Origin of the sequence: Streptomyces panaciradicis (assembly GCF_023516615.1) — a bacterium.
In the GTDB taxonomy this organism is placed as follows: Bacteria; Actinomycetota; Actinomycetes; order Streptomycetales; family Streptomycetaceae; genus Streptomyces; species Streptomyces panaciradicis.
Map to the genome: position 1 here is coordinate 14,772 of NZ_JAMGBF010000107.1, position 18,090 is coordinate 32,861.

At 70.2% G+C, this 18,090-nt stretch carries 12 protein-coding genes and 2 pseudogenes; 11 read left to right on the plus strand and 3 right to left on the minus strand.

Annotated elements, in window-relative coordinates:
- Positions 1–70: 70 nt before the first annotated feature.
- From eccCa to M8J74_RS30355, 6 genes are all read left to right on the plus strand, one after another.
- Positions 71–4,015 carry a type VII secretion protein EccCa gene (eccCa, locus tag M8J74_RS30330; protein ID WP_249839502.1) on the plus strand — a complete coding sequence of 1,315 codons (3,945 nt, stop codon included), beginning with the start codon at positions 71–73 and terminating at the stop codon, positions 4,013–4,015.
- A gap of 150 nt (positions 4,016–4,165) precedes the next feature.
- A complete protein-coding gene (locus tag M8J74_RS30335; RefSeq protein WP_159104135.1) occupies positions 4,166–4,552 on the plus strand; it encodes a hypothetical protein in 387 nt (128 codons plus the stop codon).
- Between the two features lie 79 nt (positions 4,553–4,631).
- Complete coding sequence (locus M8J74_RS30340) at positions 4,632–4,925, plus strand: DUF397 domain-containing protein (protein ID WP_249839503.1); 294 nt, start codon at positions 4,632–4,634, stop codon at positions 4,923–4,925.
- Between the two features lie 103 nt (positions 4,926–5,028).
- The gene (locus M8J74_RS30345) at positions 5,029–6,957 is read left to right on the plus strand and encodes an ATP-binding protein (RefSeq protein WP_249839504.1); all 1,929 of its coding nucleotides are present in this window, start codon (positions 5,029–5,031) and stop codon (positions 6,955–6,957) included.
- A 48-nt stretch (positions 6,958–7,005) separates the two neighbouring features.
- A complete protein-coding gene (locus M8J74_RS44865; protein WP_249839505.1) occupies positions 7,006–8,070 on the plus strand; it encodes an SUKH-4 family immunity protein in 1,065 nt (354 codons plus the stop codon).
- A 48-nt stretch (positions 8,071–8,118) separates the two neighbouring features.
- Entirely contained in the window at positions 8,119–8,421 is a 303-nt protein-coding gene (locus M8J74_RS30355; RefSeq protein ID WP_308406126.1) for an SUKH-4 family immunity protein, read from the plus strand.
- A 26-nt stretch (positions 8,422–8,447) separates the two neighbouring features.
- Here M8J74_RS30355 and M8J74_RS30360 read toward each other — a convergent pair whose 3' ends face one another.
- Positions 8,448–8,882, minus strand: a complete 435-nt coding sequence (locus M8J74_RS30360) for a hypothetical protein (protein WP_249839506.1) — start codon at positions 8,880–8,882, stop codon at positions 8,448–8,450.
- Between the two features lie 121 nt (positions 8,883–9,003).
- On the opposite strand from M8J74_RS30360, the gene M8J74_RS30365 reads away from it, so the two are divergent.
- The 3 genes and pseudogenes from M8J74_RS30365 to M8J74_RS45170 all read left to right on the plus strand — a co-directional run.
- Entirely contained in the window at positions 9,004–9,642 is a 639-nt protein-coding gene (locus tag M8J74_RS30365; RefSeq protein WP_249839507.1) for a hypothetical protein, read from the plus strand.
- Between the two features lie 95 nt (positions 9,643–9,737).
- The gene (locus tag M8J74_RS30370) at positions 9,738–10,268 is read left to right on the plus strand and encodes an LppU/SCO3897 family protein (protein WP_249839508.1); all 531 of its coding nucleotides are present in this window, start codon (positions 9,738–9,740) and stop codon (positions 10,266–10,268) included.
- Positions 10,269–10,508: 240 nt separating this feature from the next.
- Positions 10,509–10,856, plus strand: a pseudogene (locus M8J74_RS45170) (WXG100-like domain-containing protein); the annotation flags it as partial.
- On the opposite strand, the gene M8J74_RS30375 reads toward M8J74_RS45170, so the two are convergent.
- Both M8J74_RS30375 and M8J74_RS30380 read right to left on the minus strand, forming a co-directional pair.
- On the minus strand, positions 10,769–11,011 hold the full coding sequence (locus tag M8J74_RS30375) for a hypothetical protein (RefSeq protein WP_249839509.1): 243 nt from the start codon (positions 11,009–11,011) through the stop codon (positions 10,769–10,771). The pseudogene M8J74_RS45170 and the gene M8J74_RS30375 sit on opposite strands and share 88 nt — an antisense overlap.
- Positions 11,012–11,062: 51 nt before the next feature.
- Positions 11,063–12,742, minus strand: a complete 1,680-nt coding sequence (locus M8J74_RS30380) for a hypothetical protein (protein WP_249839510.1) — start codon at positions 12,740–12,742, stop codon at positions 11,063–11,065.
- A 607-nt stretch (positions 12,743–13,349) separates the two neighbouring features.
- On the opposite strand from M8J74_RS30380, the pseudogene M8J74_RS30385 reads away from it, so the two are divergent.
- A pseudogene (locus tag M8J74_RS30385) lies at positions 13,350–15,776 on the plus strand (toxin glutamine deamidase domain-containing protein); the annotation flags it as partial.
- Between the two features lie 35 nt (positions 15,777–15,811).
- Positions 15,812–18,022 carry an SUKH-4 family immunity protein gene (locus M8J74_RS30390; RefSeq protein ID WP_249839512.1) on the plus strand — a complete coding sequence of 737 codons (2,211 nt, stop codon included), beginning with the start codon at positions 15,812–15,814 and terminating at the stop codon, positions 18,020–18,022.
- Positions 18,023–18,090 lie beyond the last annotated feature (68 nt).

Below are 18,090 nucleotides of genomic sequence, written 5' to 3' on the forward strand. Positions count from 1 at the left end.
GAACAAGAACGTCGCGGTACACGGGGGCGTCGGTGCCAGGACGTATCAATCGCGAAGGATGAGTGCATCGGTGAGCGTCGTCATCATCAAACGACCACCGCGGACAGTGCCCCCGGCCGTACCCGAGGGCGAGGTGCGGCTCGAGACGCCGCCCGAGCTGCCCCGCGAGGGCGACGAGAGCATGCTGATGAACCTGCTGCCCATGATGGGCATGCTGGGTTCCGTCGGCTTCTTCTTCATGCCCAACCTGCCCTCGTACATGAGGGTGGTCGGCGGCCTGATGCTGGCCTCCACACTGGCCATGGCCATCGCCCAGTACGCCAAGTCCCGCCAGGGCGGCGGCGCGGGGATGGCGCAGGACCGGCGTGACTACTTCCGCTATCTGGAGCAGGTCCGCAAGGACGTGCACAAGACCGCCGAACTCCAGCGGCGCAGCCAGCTGTTCCAGCACCCCGAGCCGGACCAGCTGTGGGCGGTGGCCGCCGACGGCAAGCGGCTGTGGGAACGGCGGCCGACGGACGCGGACTTCGCCTCCGTGCGGATCGGCCGCGGCGTGCAGCAGCTCAACACCCCGCTCGTCGCGCCGGACACGGCCCCCAAGGAGGAGCTGGAGCCGCTCACGGCGGCCGCCATGAAGGCGTTCCTCGACGCGCACGGCTCGCTCAACGACCTGCCCGTCTCCGTGTCGCTGCGCGCCTTCTACCACGTGACGGTCTGCGGCGAGACGGACACGGTGTACGCCAACGCCCGTGCCACGGTTGCCCAGTTGACGACGCTGCACTCCCCCGAGGACCTGATGGTCGCGGTCGTGGCGCACCCCTCCTCGGCGGCCGACTGGGACTGGATCAAGTGGCTGCCGCACAGCCAGCACCCGAAGGCCAAGGACGGCGCGGGCTCGGCCCGGCTGCTCTTCGACGACCTCGGTGAGCTGGAGGAGGCGCTGGCCGACCAGCTCGACGACCGTCCGCGCTGGAACCGGGACGCCAACCCGGTCTACGACCAGCCGCACCTGATCGTGATCCTCGACGGCGGCACCGTGCCCCCGGACTCCGAACTCGCCAGCGTCGAGGGGCTGCAGGGCGTCACCTTCCTGGAGATCGCCCCGGGCGAGCTGGAGGAGGAGCTGCGGGCCGGCCTCACCATCTTCGTGAAGCCGGAGCGGATGCGCCTGTTCGTCGGCCACGAGTCGGCGTACACGGGCAGGCCGGACGTGCTCAGCCCCGAGCAGGCCGAGTCCCTGGCCCGCCAGCTCGCGCCCTACCGGGTCGGTTCGGCCGAGGAGGGCGAACCGCTGCTGTCCAACCTGGACTTCACCGACCTGATGGGCATCGGCGACGCCGGTGCCGTCGACGTCTCGCGCACCTGGCGGCCGCGCACGCTGCACGAGCGGCTGCGGGTGCCGATCGGCGTCGGCGAGAACGGCGAGCCGGTCATGCTGGACCTGAAGGAGGCGTCCCAGGAGGGCATGGGCCCGCACGGCCTGTGCGTCGGCGCCACCGGTTCCGGCAAGTCGGAGCTGCTGCGCACGCTGGTCCTCGGCCTCGCCGTGACGCACTCCTCGGAGACGCTGAACTTCATCCTCGCGGACTTCAAGGGCGGTGCCACGTTCGCCGGTATGGCGGACATGCCGCACACCGCGGCCGTCATCACCAACCTCGCCGACGACCTCACCCTCGTCGACCGTATGCGGGACGCGATCACCGGTGAGATGCAGCGCCGCCAGGAACTGCTGCGCACCGCGGGCAACTACGCCAACCTGCACGACTACGAGAAGGCCCGGGCCGCCGGCGCCGCCCTCGAACCGATGGCGTCGTTGGTGATCGTGCTCGACGAGTTCTCCGAACTCCTCACCGCCAAGCCCGACTTCATCGACATGTTCATCCAGATCGGCCGGATCGGCCGTTCGCTGGGCGTGCACCTGCTGCTGGCCTCGCAGCGCCTGGAGGAGGGCAAGCTGCGCGGCCTGGACACCTATCTGTCGTACCGGATCGGTCTGCGCACCTTCTCCGCCGCCGAGTCCCGCACGGCGATCGGCGTCCCGGACGCCTACCACCTGCCGTCGATCCCCGGTTCCGGCTACCTGCGCTACGACACCGACACCATGGTCCGCTTCAAGGCGGCGTACGTGTCGGGCGCGTACCACGGCGAGGGCCCCTCCCGGGTGCACCGCTCGACGCAGCTGCGGCCCGCGCTGTTCACGGCGGAGCACGTGGCGCTGCCGCCGCAGCCGGTGGTCGAGGAGCCGGAGGCCGACAACCGCGTCGACGACGCGCTCGCCGACACCGTCCTGGACGTCATCGTCGGCAAGATGGTCAACCAGGGTCCGCCCGCCCACCAGGTGTGGCTGCCCCCGCTGGACGAGGCGCCCTCGCTGGAGCAGCTGCTGCCGCAGCTCGCCGTCACCCAGGACCGCGGCCTGACCGCGCCCGACTACACCGCGCTCGGCCGGCTCAACGTGCCGGTCGGCCTGGTGGACAAGCCGTTCGAGCAGCGGCGCGACGTGCTGTACCGGGACTTCTCCGGCGGCGCCGGTCACGGTCTGTTCGTCGGTGGCCCGCAGTCCGGCAAGTCGACGCTGCTGCGCTCGCTCATCGCGTCGTTCTCCCTCACCCACACGCCGGCCGAAGTGCAGTTCTACTGCCTGGACTTCGGCGGCGGCGGTCTGATCGCGATGGAGGAGCTGGCGCACGTCGGCGGCGTCGCGAACCGGCTGGACGCCGAGAAGGTGCGCCGTACGGTCAGCGAGGTCGAGGGCATCCTCAACGCCCGCGAGGAGTACTTCCGCACCAACAACATCGACTCGGTGCAGACCTACCGTCAGCGGCGGGCCGCCGGGCATCTGCCGGACCAGCCCTGGGGGGACGTCTTCCTCGTCATCGACGGCTGGGCGACCTTCAAGACGGACTACGAGCTGCTGGAGTCCACGGTCACCGAGATCGCCACGCGCGGCCTCGGCTTCGGTGTGCACGTCGTCCTGACCGCGTCCCGCTACACCGAGGTGCGGCCCGCGCTCAAGGACATGCTGCAGAACCGCATCGAGCTGCGGCTCGGCGACCCGACCGAGTCGGAGATCGACCGCAAGGTCGCGCAGAACGTGCCCGCCGGCATCCCGGGCCGCGGTCTGACCCAGGACAAGCTGCACTTCATGACGGCGCTCCCCCGCGTCGACGGCTCCTCCTCGACGGAGGACCTGTCCGAGGCGACGCAGATCCTCATCCGCGGCGTCAACGACAACTGGCAGGGCAACCACGCCCCGGCCGTCCGGCTGCTGCCGACCATGCTGGCGGCGGACCGGCTGCCCAAGGGCTTCGAGCACCCGGACCGCGGTGTCGCCATCGGCATCGACGAGTCCTCGCTGTCGCCGGTGTTCGTGGACTTCGAGACCGACCCGCTGTTCATCGTCTTCGGTGAGAGCGAGTCCGGTAAGTCGGCGCTGCTGCGGATGCTGGTCAAGCAGATCACCGAGCGCTACACGCCGGACCGGGCGAAGATCGTCATGGGTGACTACCGGCGCGCCCACCTGGAGGGCGTGCCCGACTCGCACCTGTCGCGGTACTGCGCCTCGGCGCCCGCGCTGACGGAGACGCTGGAGGGTCTCGCCGGCTCGATGCACCGCCGTATGCCGGGCCCGGACGTCACGCCCGAGCAGCTGCGCAACCGCAGCTGGTACAGCAGCCCGGACGCGTTCGTCATCGTCGACGACTACGACCTGGTCGCGACCGGCGTGAACCCGCTGGCGCCGCTGCTGGAGTACCTGCCGTTCGCCCGTGACATCGGTCTGCGCATCATCATCGCGCGGTCCTCGGGCGGTGCGAGCCGGTCGCTGTACGAGCCGGTCATGCAGCGGATGCGCGAGCTCGGCGCCCAGGGCGTGGTGCTCTCCGGCGACCGCTCGGAGGGCCAGCTGCTCGGCAGCATCACGGCCTCGCAACTGCCGCCCGGCCGTGGGTACTTCCACACCCGCCGGCGCGGCGGGCAGCTCATCCAGACGGGCTGGCTGCCGGCCCGCTTCTGAGCCCCGGACCGGGTATCGGGGGGGGCGGCGCCCGCACGGGTGCCGCCCCCCTTGTGTCGGTGGGGGCCGCTATGGTGACGTTGCACGAGGAAAGACGAGCCGAAAGACGAGCCGGACGAGCCACGGGGGGCAGTTGTGTCGTCGGACTACATGGATTCCGATCCCCAGGTCCTCAAGACCGAGGGCTTCAACATGTTCACGGTCGGCCAGAACTTCTCGAAGGCCGTCACCGCCCTGCAGAACGGGCTCAGCGCGCAGGAGCAGGGCCAGACCCCGCCGTGGGGCGACGACGACATCGGCGAGAAGTTCGGCGTCGTCTACGAGGGCCTGCGCGACGGCATGTACCAGTCGATGGGCAGCCTCGCCGAGCGTCTCGCGGGCATGGGCCTCGCCTTCACGAAGATGGGCGTCGCCCACGAACAGAACGAGGCCGACCAGGTCGACATCTGGCAGAAGACGACATCCGAGTACGACGGCCAGGTCAAGCTTCCGCCCGGAGCCGCGCAGGGCACGTTCACGAAGGTGGAAAACGCCTGATCCGCAGGCGGATGCGCGGCGCCCGCCACTAGGGTGAACCGCGTACGTCGTTCGCGCGTGAGGAAGAGGGCCCCGCAGCATGGCCGAGACGGAAGAGCAGATCAAGGCGCGCAAGGAGCGGGAGCGGGACGAGCTGTACGCACTCGACATCTCGGACGCCGAGTGGCACAGCGCGCCGGGCACCGAGGAGCACGAGGAGCGGGTCGAGATCGCCTACCTCCCCGGGGGCGCGGTGGCGATGCGGTCGTCCCTCGACCACGGCACGGTCCTGCGCTACACCGAGGCGGAGTGGCGCGCGTTCGTGCTGGGCGCGCGGGACGGGGAGTTCGACCTGGAGTCGACGCCGGGTGGCGGGGGCGCGGCGGCCGAGTAGGCCGCGACCGTCCTCACACTCGGTGCCTAAGATCGACTCGCATGCCGTACGGACACGGCATGTCTGGTGAAGAGGCATCCGTGATGGCGGAGGACGGGGAAGCATGACCGGCGTGACCGAGGACTACGCACCGCACCCTCACATAGGCGGTCGGGTCGCCGCGCTGCGTGCGCTCGCCGCGTGGCGTGCGGCGGCGCCCGGCGCTCCCCGGGTCGTCGTGCTGACCGGCCACTCAGGCAGCGGGCGTTCCCGGCTGATCACCGGGTTCCTGATGCTGTGCGACCCGGACTACCGCAAGCGGCTGCCGCTGGAGGAGATGGACCCGTCGACGGTGCCGCCGGAGCTGCCGGCCCCCGCGGTACCGGCCCCCGACGGGCTCACCGCGGCCCAGGTCCTCTGGCTGCTCGCCGAGCACTACGAACTCACCGCCACCAGCACCGAGGGCGTCTACGCCGAGCTGGACGCGCGCGCCGAGCCGGTGACCGTCGTCGTCCCGGACGTCGACCGGGCGGGCCCGGTGCGGGCCGCGGACGAGCCCGCGCGGCTCGTCCGGGAGGTGCTCGCACCCCTGGCCGCCACCGGGACGGTCCGTCTGCTGGCCGAGGTGCCCAGGCCGCTGGCCGCCGAACTGGCCGGGAGCCTGCCGTCCGGTGAAGTGCAGGTCATCGATCTCGACGAGCCGGAGTGGGCCGACCCCGAAGGTCTCGTGCTGCACGCCCAGGCCGCGCTCGACCCGGAGTTCGGGGCGCCCGAGCTGCCCTTCACCGTCGATCCCGCCGTCCGGCTCGCCCTCGGAGCGGCCATCGGCAGTCGGGCCGGAACCAGCCACCTGGTCGCCCAACTCGCCGTCAACTGCGCCCTGATGGCACCCGAGGGTTACGACCCGGCCGACGAGCGTCACCTGCCGACCTCCGTCGGCGAGGCCCTCGACCTCCACGCCCGCCGGCTCGGCGCCGACCCGCAGACCCTGCGGCTGCTGCTGGCGCCGCTCGCGCTGGCCGAGGCCGACGGCATCCCGGTCCAGCTGTGGCCGCGGCTGGCGAGCGCGATCGCCGGGCAGGACATGAGCCAGGCCTTCGCCGACGGGATGCTGCTCGTCGGGCCGTTCGTGCAGCCGGAGGAAGCGGCGGAGGACGGCGGGCGCACGCTGCTGCGGCTGTTCCACCCCGCCGTCGGCGACGAGATCCGCGCCGGTCTGCCCAACGTCCGAGCCGCCCAGACCCAGGTCGCCATGGCGCTGCTGGAGGCCGTGCCGGAACAGGACTGGAGCAAGGCCGACCCGTACGTCCGCGACCACATCGCGGGGCACACCCTCGAGGCGGGCCTGCTGCCCCAACTCCTCACCGATCCGGGGCTGTTCGTCCATGCCGACCCGGTGTCGCTGCGCGCCGCCGTCGAGGCGGTCCCGACCGAGGAACTCGGCCCGCCGGCGCGCACCTACCTGCGCACGGCGCCTCTGCTCACCCGTACGCAGGCGGAGGTCGTGCTGCGCGCCGGCCTGCTGGAGACGGCGTTCGTGGAGGACGGCCTGCCCGAGTACGCCGACGCCGTCCACGGCCGACTCGGCCTCGACCTGCCCTGGCGGACGCTGTGGAGCCTGCCGGTCGGCGACGTCGACGCCGTCACGGTCGGCAGCGCGCCCCGGCCCGAGGGACCGCCCGTCCCGGTGGCCGTCCTGGTCGTGCCCGCGGGGACGGCTGGAGCGCGGCCGGTCGGCGAGGACGCGGGCGGCGCCGGTTCGGCGGTACTGGTGCGGGATCTCGTGAGCGGGGAGGATCTCGGTGACGTCGATCCCGCGCACATCCTGCGTCCCTCCGAGGAGGAGCGGGCCGCCGCACCGCTGGGCCTGAGCCGCGGCGCCGACTACCTGCGCGTCTGGGACCGGGCGAGCGAGGAGGTGGTGGCCGCGCTCATCTCGGACACTCCCTTCACCGCCGCCGACCTCTCCCCCGACGGCATCCTGCTCGTCGCGACCGGGCGCGGGGCGAAGGCCCTGCGGATTCGCTCGGCCGACCCGGCGATAGCCTCGTAACGGCACACCGTTCCCGACATCCGACCAGTCACCCGAAGGAGCCTCCCCGTGAACAGCCAGGAGCAGGCGACGGCACAGGGCACGGCCGCGGCCCAGGGAGCCCGTCCGGTCACCGGCCCCGGCAACACCGCCGTCTTCACCTACGTCGACCCGGCGAACGGCGAGGAGACCACCCTCTTCCGCAACTCCGGCCCCGGCCTGCCCCCGGCCGAGTACCAGGCGTACGCGGAGCTGCGCCGGATGAACGTGCCCGCGGACAGCGTCCTTGCCGTGCATACGGATCTGCGTCCCAGCCTGCTCCCCGGCGGCTACACGTCCGAGCTGCTGAACTCCTTCCCGAACGCCGAGCTCTCCTGCTCGCAGACCTACGGGTCCCGCACCGAGGAGCGCGCCGAAGGGGTCCAGGCGCTGATCCAGCAGGTCGAGATGCTGCACCAGGTGGCGGGCCGGACGCCGCCGCCCCGCCCGCACCGCCTCCCCGTCCCCACCCGGGTGACGCCCGCGGAGCCGATGCGCGACGTGGCTCTCGGCCGGCACCTCGTCGAGGTCTTCGGCGAGACCGGCGTACGGCGCTACGCCGCCGACGACATCGCCGACAGCCCGCTGCCGGAGACCACCAAGTCCACCCTCACCTGGGCCGGGCTCCCGGCGGACGTCCCGCTGTTCTTCACCGCGGACCGGGCCGACAACCCGCCGCCCGGCGGCCTGTTCACCGATGTCGCCACCAACCTGCGGGAGCGGCAGAGCCCGGCCGGTGAGGAGAAGATCGGCGCCCTGGCGCACCTGTCCCGGATCGGCTTCGACGGGGTCGCGGTCATCGCCGTACAGTGCCTGCCCGGTACGACGGAGCCGGACGGCCTCGGCGCGCTGTGGGCCGTGGACCCGGTCACCGCGGAGTGCCGCTACGTCAACGTCTCCGCCGCCGCCTTCGCCCGCTCCCTCGCGCTGCTCGCGACGGTACGGCAGCGGATGCGGGGCCTGGACCCGGTCGCGGCGGGCGCGGAAGTGGCCGCGCTGCAGGAGCAGTTGGTGGCCCTGGACGCGTCCGCGCTGGCGAACGCCGAGACCTGGTGGTCGCTGATCGTCGAGCAGATGTGGCACGGGCTGTTCTGACCGGCCGCGAAATCCGCACCCAACGAGTCAGACTCAGGGAGACCTTCTGTGACCTCGGACCACCCGGCACCGCCGACCACCCCCGAACAGGCCCTCGACATCGTCCGCAGCCGCTTCGCCGAGCCCAGGATGCCCGACGGCTCCCGCGCCGAGCTGCGCGTCGAGGAGTTCGACATCGGCTACCTGGTCTACGCGGTGTTCCCGCCGGTCACGGACGCCGCCGGGCGGCCTCAGCCGACTCCGCCCGGCGGCAGCAAGATCGTGGTCTCCAAGGAGACCGGCGAGACGGTCACCGTGCCCAACTACCCGACGCAGGCGGCCATCGATCTGTACCGCAGGCAGCACGGCTGATCTGCTCCGGTTCGTGCGGCGGGTGCTCAGTACAGCGAGAATCCGCCGCTGTGCCGGCCCTGGTTCTTCTTTGCGAAGCGTGAGGGACGACCCTCGGTCTCCGGCTTCCCGGGCTCGGACGGATCGCCGGACGGGTGCGCACCGTCCAGCGGCTCGCCGTGCCTGACCTGGTCGCGCTCCTCCTCCGACAGCGACTCCCACTGCCCGCGCAGGGACGCCATGCCGCTACCCAGGGCGCGAGCGATGCCAGGGTCGTCCATCGCGTCGCGCAGCGCGAGACGACCGGAGAGCAGCTTCTTCGCCGCTTCCTGCAGGTCCTTGTCGACGCCGTCGTTCTTGGACAGTTGACGCAGGGCGGAGTTCAGCGAACGGATCTGCTCCGGTTCGAGCGCCTCGTCCAGCACACCCCGCTCCGGCGAAGTGCCCTCCGGGGTGGGTGAGTTCTCGGGTCGCCTGGTCATGCCGCTTCTCCTCGCTGGCCCTCGTCTCTCGGACTCCAGCAGTATCTCCCGTCACGGCCGGGTGTCATGCTGGGCCCTTGTTCCGAAGGGAAGGACCTCGTCAGGGAAGGACCTCGTCGTCATGGCTCAGGCGCAGGGTACGGGGAAGGGCGACGCGGGAGACGGTTCCGCGACCGGCCTCAACGGTCTGGTGAGTGGTGCGCTGGGCCGTCTCGGGCGGTGGGGCGGGCTGGTGTTCCTGCTCGCCGGGCTGGCGCTGAGCGGGTGGGGCGCGTACCAGGGGTCGTACCTGGCGGGCTGGGCAGGCACCCACGGCACGCTGACCGTGCAGCGGTGCGAGGTGAGTTACCCGAACAACGCGTCCCGCAGCAGCCGTAAGAACCGTCGGCCGGTGCGGTGCGAGGGCGTCTTCGTGGCCGACGGCGGAGCCGACCGGGAGGCGGGTGCGTCGGTGCGGGTCAGGCAGCGGTACGCGGCGGGCACCGAGTTGTCGGTGCAGCGGGCGGGTGGTGAGTATCTGCAGAGCGGCCTCGACCGGGCCTGGCGCTACTTCGCCGCGTTCTTCGGGGGTTGGGTGCTGACGGGGCTCGGGCTGTTCTGCCTCGCGACCGGGTACGCGCCGTTCGGGCGGAGCCGGGTGTCGTACGACGGTGCCTGGGAGGCGGCGGGGCGGGGCCGGACGCGTGTGGTTGTTCTGGGGATGACCGGGGTGGGTTCGGTGGGCGGCATCCTGTCCTTCCTGATCAGTTACCTGGTGTGAGCGGGTTCGATTGGGACCCGCCTGACCTGGGCGTATAGCCTGCGCAGGTCCACTTCCTTCTCCACCACTGATGTCAACCACGGGGTTTTTCAGGCATGTCGACGCCTCCGCCGCAGTACCAGAACCAACCGCCGTACGGGCAACCGCAGCAGCCCTATGCGCAGCCGCAACAGCCTTACGGGTACCCGCAGCAACCGCAGGCGCCGTACGGGTACCCGCAGCAGCCGCAGATGCCGCAGGGGCCTCAGCGTCCGCGCCCGGGCGGGCCGTTGCGGGTCGTGAAGTCGGCGGCCATCGTGATCGCGGTCTTCGGCGCACTGGCCTGGTACGTCTACGACTACAACACCGACCCCGACGGCGGAAAGGCGAAGGCCGAGGCCGCGGCGTCCGCGCAGGCCTCCGAGGACGCGACGCACGACCCGAACATCGGCGACTGCGTCAAGGTCAAGGACCCGCAGGGCGAACCGCTGCCGACGATCGTCGACTGCGGCTCCCCCGAGGCCGAGTACAGGACGGCCGACAAGCTGCTCGGCCCCGACCAGAAGTGCGGCTCGAAGTACGCCTACGGCATCCAGGTCCACCAGAGTCACCAGCTGGACTACACCCTGTGCTTCACGAAGGTCTGACCTGTCCACCGTCCGGGCACCGTGGGCGCTGTCTGCACCAGACCTGCACAGGACCTGCAACGGATTTGTGACGGCAACCCTCTGAAGTTGCTCGCGGGTGATTCCGTAAGCTTTGCGAACGGCTGTACTTCTGTGTGATTCCCCTTGACCGATGAGGGAGTTGTACGGCCGTATCGGCTGACGGGGGTGCTTTCTGCTGTGGCGATGATGCTGCCGAGCGAGCTCGAGTGGGTTCTCGAGATGCTCGGCTACGACTGGCCGACGGCGAACGAAGACAAGCTCAAGGAGTGCGCCAACATCTGGCGGAAGTTCGGTGACGACGTCACCGAACTGCACACCGCGGCGAACACCAGCGCCCGCCAGGTGGTGGCGCACAACGCCGGTGAGTCGATCGACGCGTTCACCAAGACGTACGCGAAGTTCGACAGCGGCGGCGACGGCTACCTCGCGAACGCCGCGCAGGCCGCGTACACCATCGCGACCGTGCTGGAGGCCTGCGCCTACATCGTCGAGTTCGCGAAGTGGGCGGTCATCGCCCAACTCATCGCGCTCGCCATCGAGATCGCCGCGGCGCAGGCCGCCGCGCCGTTCACCTTCGGCCTGTCCGAGGTCGGCGCGCTGGGTGCGACCCAGGCCGCGCGGCTGATCGTGCGCCGGCTCCTCAAGGAGCTGAAGGAGGCATTGATCGAGGCGATCGTCGAGGCGATGAAGGAGCCCGCGATCTCGGCGATCGAGGCGATCATCACCGACCTGATCCGCCAGACGGTGAACGTCGGCTTCGGCGCCCAGGAGGGCTACGACCTCGCCACGACCGCCAAGCAGGGCGCGAACGCCGGCTGGGACGCCATCAAGCAGACCCCGCAGACCCTCGCCGAGGGCGTCCGCGACAGCCTCGGCGAGAAGGCCGGGCACCGGGCACACCACGCGATCGACAGCCGTATCGACGGGCATGGGAGTTCCGGGGACGGGGAGGGGGGTTCGCACTCGTCCGAGGGTTCCGAGGGCTCCGAGGGTTCCGAGGGGTCCAGCGGGTCTGAGGGGTCCACCAGTTCTGAAGGGTCCAACGGCTCTGGCGGTTCCGAGGGTTCGGGGAGCGACGGCGGCTCGGACTCCTCGTCCGGTTCCGGGTCGCATTCGGACGGCTCGGATTCCTCGGCGTCGACGCGTGGGGGCCACGACTCCGGTGCGAACATCGGCGGCGGGATATCCGCCGACACCGGCGGCAACACCATAGGCGCGCCGGACGTCGGTTCGGGTCCGGGCTCCGACTCGGGGTCGGACTCCGGGTCAGGTGCGGACGCGGGGTCCGGGGCGGACTCCGGGGCCGCGCGGCCGACGGTGTCCCACGCGGGACCGACGCTGTCCGACTTCGACGACCCCTCGCCGAGCAGTTCGTCCTCCGGTGGTGCGGACTCCGGAGGCTCGTCCGACGGCCCGAACGTCTCCGGCCCTTCCCACTCCGGCGGCGGCTCGTCGGTCTCGGGTCTGTCGTCGCCGACGCCGCACACCGTGGCCGCCTCCGCGTCGTCCGGGGGTACGTCCGCGACGCCGTCGACCGGTGGACACGGCGGCGGCATCAGCACGAACGTCGACAGCCTGGCCGCCAGCGCCCCCACGCACACCAACGCGGCACCCACGTCCACTCCGACGTCGAGCGACCCGTCCGCCGGCGGCGGGCGGCCCGACGGCGGCTCGTCGATGCCCACGTCTCCCGTGGCGCCGTCGACGGGCGGCAGCGTGAGTGGCGGCGGCTCGCCGCACGTCGGCAGTTCGTCCGGCGGCACGACGTCGTCGGGTTCGAGCCCGAGCAGCCCGACGCCCAACTCGGGTGCGGCGAGGACTGCTTCGGCGAGCGCGTCGGGTACGGCCACCGCGACCGGGTCGGGGCCGGCTTCCACACCGAGTCCTACGTCGTCGACGGCACCGCGGAGCACTCCGACGCCGACGGCGTCCGCATCCGCGTCCGCATCCGCGACGGCTGACGGGCGGGCTTCCGGCGGAGGGGCCGGACTCCGGGTGTCCGGTGCGGGGGACGGACGTACGCCGGGCAGCACGCCGGACGGGCGAATACCGAGCCAGCGCACGCCGGGGAGCACGACGCCGGGCGACGGCACGGCACCGCGGAGCACCACGCCGGGGACCAGGCCGGGCGACGGGACGACGCCGCGTACGTCGACGCCGGGCGATGGGACGACGTCCCGTAACACCCCCGGCGACGGGACGACTTCTCGTAACAACCCGGCGAACTCGACGCCGGGTGACCGCACCACCCCGCGCACCGGCACGGACCCGACGGGCAGCACGCGTACCACCACGCCGAGCTCCAACTCCACGAACACCAACCCGAACACGTCGAACCCGGGACCGTCCTCTTCTCCGCGGACCACATCGCCGTCCACCGGCAACTCCACGTCGACGCCGTCCTCCTCGACCGGATCCGGATCGGACCGGACGTCACCGTCGAGCAACGGCACTCCGAACTCCTCGGCGTCCCAGAGTTCGCCGAACTCCTCGCCCCCGGGTGGCCGTACCGACGGCCCCACGGCGCAGGGCGGCACGACCGGCACGCCGGGCCGTCAGAACCAACCGGGTCCCGACACCGGTACCGGCACCACCCCCAACCGCCCCCAGCAGCCCGCGGGCAACACCCCCAGTACCCCCGCCTCCCCGCAGCAGCCGGCGGCACAGTCGAACAACCCGCAGCAGCAACAGCACCAGAACCAGGTGACGCCGGTCCCGGTGCACACGCCGATCCGCACGCCAGCGGCCGCGGCGGCGCCGCACCACGCGGCCGGCCCCGCCACCCCGCACGCGCCGGGCTCGCCGCAAGCCACGCCGGGCGACACCACGTCACCGAACCACCCCAACCAGGACAGCCTGCAGGACATCCGCAGCGACCTGGACCACTACCCGGGCGGCCTGACCGACCCCGACCCGTCCGACCAGCAGGCCCTGGCGGACGCCGTACCGCGCAACGAGGACGGCACCCCGCAGCGCTACCCGGACCCCTTCGACGGCAACTGGTCGCAGCTCCAGAACGACGGCGGCGTCAACGTCCCGGGTCGAAGCAACAACTGTGCCGACTGCTCCCGTTCGTTCCTGGAGACCTGGTACGGCAATCCCCAGGTCTCGGCGCCGCGCACGCTCGACACCGACGCGAACGGCAAGCCGGACCTCTGGTCCCCCGAGGACAACGCCAACGACAACCAGATCCGCTGGACCGGCGCGGCGCACACCTACGCGGGCCCCGGCGGCGACCCCAACACGGCGAACAACATCGCCAACACGCTGCAGCAGGCGGGCCCCGGCTCGGCGGCCATCGTCCAGGTCGACTGGCCGGGCGGCGGCGGCCACGCCTTCAACGTCGTCAACCACAACGGCAAGATCGTGTGGATCGACACCCAGAGCGGCCAGGTCAGCACCCAGCCCCTCCACATCGACCAGGCCACCCACGTCTGGCACATCCCCCTGGACGCCAACCGCAACCCGATCGACACCAGCCAGCCACATGGTCAGGGGACGGACCAGTCCGGGCAGGGCACCGACGGCTCACAACAGAGTGCTGATACGTCCCAAACGGCGAGCCCTTCCCAAACGACGAACGAGTCGCAAGATGGGACCGAGGTATCCCCGCAGTCCACGACCGACGTGACCGACACGAGCCAGGGGAAGTCGAACGCACCGGGTGAGACGCCTGACGCTTCTCCCGCTCAGGACTCCTCGAGCGGCGTCTCGCATGCGGATCCGACACAACCCGATACGAGCGGGGCGGATTCCCCTGTCGACAGCGGGCCCGAAACCAAGCGCGGCGACGACCAGGACTCGCTGCCCGCGCAGGACAAGGTGTCACCGCCGGACAACGACACTCGTACCGAAGGCAGCGCCCCGGTCACTTCCGATACGGGTGATGCGGGCTCCTCCAGAGACGGCGAATCGTCACCCACCCACCTGTCCGAGGACTCGGCTGCCACACCCCCTGGGCATGACACGGCTCCCTCCACGTCGCACACCGCGCCCAACGACTCGCCGGGCGACCACAGGGCCGCCGAACACGCGCAACGATCGACGACCGACCAGGCAACTTCGACGGACCATCGACACGGTCCTGAGGCCCCCGCAGCAGGAAATGAGAAGAACAAGGGGGAAGGCGACAAGAAGGACAGTCAGGAGAACGACAACCAGCCGAAGAAGCCGAAGAAGACGCCGGCCGAGCGTGCGGCAGAGTTGGCCAGAGCGCGGCGAATCGCCAACACGCCACTGGACAGTTCCGGCCCCGAAGGTCACCCCGGCTACGGAGTTGTTCAGGACGGCGATCAGTCATCGGTCCACCACAACATGCTCGGCGACGAATCGCAGGATCTGCTGCGTGTCACCAACCAAGTGGTGCAGACCGACTTGCATGGCATCGCCCAGCATCTCCATCGCTGGGCGGAGGGAAATCCGTCACCGCTTCTGCAGACCATCCGGGAAGCATCCGAGAGCGGCAGACTGACCCAGGATCGACTCAACGCGTTGCTTCGTCCCGGCTTCGAGGAGATGTCGCGAGAGAACAAGGCCGCGACAGTTGCCGCGATCGCACGCCTCAGCAGCGCATTCCACGACGCTCACGCCGTCGACGACTCCGGTGGCGCCGATCTCCATTCACGACACAAGCCGACGCGTGGCGACCACCTGGACCCCGCGCCCCTCGCTCGACGTTATGCCGCGACTCGGAATCTCGCGGACCACGATGCTCAGGCGCTCGCCGAAAGCGGTGAGGCTCTCAGTGAGGGCGACAGCCCGCAGAAGACCGAGAAGGAAATCTCGCGTGAACGGCTCAAGTTCAACAAGCTGTGGAACCAGCACGTCGGTGACGCACAACTGAACAGAGCCATCGCGCAGGCCGAGAGCGAAGGACGGCCGCAGGAAGAGATCGACGCCATGCGCGAGCATCGACGTATGATGCGGCCCGACTTCTCGGGCAAGAACTTCGCAGCGCTGGAGATCATCGATCACAGGCCCGACGGGACCACGGAGATCCATTACATCATCGACTCCTCCAACCCACCGCTGGATCACTCCGAGCCCGTACTCGGTGAGGCTTATCGCCGACTGGACCAGGAAGACCCTGGCCGCTACGAAGCACCCATCATGTACACGGAATTCGAGCCCTGCGGCAATCGGACCTATCCGGCCAACGCCAACTGTGCCGACTACATCGCCCACGAACTCGAACGTCCGGCCGACCAAGAGCTGAAGAAATATCACGAGAAGACCGAGGAAGAACGCGCGGCGATTCCTGAGGCAGCAAACCGAACCAAGGTTGTCTACGGCGCCGGTTACCGCCTGGGGGATCTTTCCCCCGATGAGGTGGCCCGGATCGAGAGTCTGCCGCCTGACGAGCGGCAGGCCGAGACAGAGAGGGTGCGGCAGGAGGCCGTCGATGCCCGCAACGCGGACATGCACCGTTTCCGCGGTGAGCTGGCGAGAGTGTGGATGAAGCTCGCGGCCGGCGTTGACGTACCCTGACGCTCATCGGCCCGGTCTGATCGGAGTGATGCACAGTGTTGGCCGAAGACGCAGATCAGGAGCTTGTGAGCTGGTTGGCCGACCCGCCTCACCACGCACCGAAGCTGTTGTTGTACGGCTCGCCGGGAGCGGGCAAGACGGCTCTTCTGAGCAGCCTCCACGAGGAGTTGCCGGGCTCGCTGTTCCTGGACTGCCGTCACTTGACCGCGGAGCAGGTACTCAGTCGGCTGCTCAGGCATTTCGGCCTCCAAGTCCGGCGTCGCCCGCTGAGCGACCCGTTGACGGACACCCTGTCGGGTCTGCGCACGGGTGGAATCGTGCTTCTCGCCAACGTGCAATGGGCGGGCCCTTTCCACTCGTCGACCGACTCGGAGCTCATCGATCGCCTGATCGGCAGGTTCACCAGCCAGGGGGGCGGTCACGTACTCCCGGTGCTGGAGGGGCTTGAGCCAAGGGCCCGTGCCGAGGGCGAGACCCCCGACGAGATACTGCTGGACGGCCGGCCCTACGAAGTCGACCCGGCGGATCTTCTGGCAGCCCACCCAGCGCTGCGCTCCTTGGCCACGGCCGAGCTGCCTGAAGTGCCCCTGCACGTGTGGGAGTTCATGGACGGGGTGCTGGGCGATAGACACACCGGGTTCGCCCTCGGCCGTATTGCGGAGCAGCTCGGCGACGTACTCCTTCTGCGGGCGGACCAAGACGGCACCCCGACGGTGCGGCTGGCGTCGGACGGCCTGGCGCGTCTGCTCCGTCAGGTGGAGCCGATCACCCCGGCGGAACAACTGGCCGTCACCGAGGTGCTTCTCGCCGAGGCCGTCAAGGTGCGGGCCGGTACGGCCGAACCGCGGATCGCCGCGTACGCCGGCCGCGCGCTCGCCGTCCATGCGGCGCTCTCCGGAGAGTTGCCGCGCCTCATCGAGGAACAGCCGGCACTTGCGGCGATCGCCGACCGTGTTTCGCTGCAGCAAGCGATCAAACTCGCCTGGCCTGGAGGTCCTCCGGTCCCGGGCGTCGCTGCTGACGCTCACTATCTGCACTGCGACGGTGTCGCTCCCGATGCGCAAGGTGAATGGCTGGCGTGGTTGCACTGGGCTGCCGTCAACCGTGATCGCCGGGATTGGGCCGACAGGCTCGAAGACGCCTGCCACGTTCCCCTCGCCTGGCGCACCGTATGGTCGAAGTGGCGCCCCTACGGAGTACTGGGTGCCAGACCGGATCTGCCGGGAGCGGTCGAGGACGTCAGCGTCGGCAGGTATTCCGATGCCACCGTCGTCGCCAGTGAACACGGCGGTGTCTTCAGCCAGGACGAACTCGAAGAAGCCCTGGGCGACGCTGCCGATGAATGGGGGGACGATCACAGGCGGGAGCGTGTCTGGCGGCTGTCCGACGGCGAGGAGTTGCTGGAACCCAGAGTCGTCCACCGGTTCGTCGATGACGAGGGACGTGTGACACGGACCGTCGGAAGCGCTCTCGACACCAGTCGGCCCGACAGTCGCCCCTCGGCAGAGCACCCTGACTGGCCGGGCCCTTTGATCGCACGCACCGCGGTGGAAGCCGCCGGAGACGGACGCTGGGTGGGCTACGGCCCAAGGGGCCTGTACGTCTTCGACGTGCTGAACGCCGGAGAGCTGACGTCTGGGCCAGGCCGCCCGCGCGTGTGGCAGCAGCCCTTCCTGTCGTTGAATTCCGCGACTGCCCTGTGGCCCCTGCCCTCCCCCGTCGCCGAAGGGGGAGAGGCCCTCACGTCCTGGCTCGCGAGGACGTTCGGCGAGCACGCTCTGGGCCGTATTCCAGCGAGCGAGGTTCCCGCCGAACTCAGTGAATCGCAAGCCCGGATGGTCCTGTGTGAAACCGGCTTCCCCGCCCTCGACGGGACAGCGCCGACGTTTCTGACCACCGTGCCCATCGATCGGTCCGGTCTCGAACCCTTCGTGGATCCAGGCTCGCCCGTAGGCTTCTCCCTCCTGGGCCACTGGCTCGCGCAGCCTGTCGTCCTGGACACTCGCAGCGGCCGAGTCGTCCTGATGTCCGCCGCCGGTAACGAACTCCTGGGCAGCAGCCTGCTCTCGTTCCTGACGCTGGTCGGTCTCTATCGCCAGTTCCGCCTGAGCGAATTCCCCGTCCGAAGCGCCGAAGAACGGGACGCCCGCCGGAGTATGAAGTCCTGGGCAAGAGAGATCGACCCTGAAGCGGCTGCTTCGTCCAACTGGCAAGCGGCGCTCGCCGGACAATTGGACAAAATCTGAGTGGGACGAACTCTTTCCAAGTGGCCTCGCGCCATGGTTGAAGGGCGATCTGCAGGGCTACGGAGCAC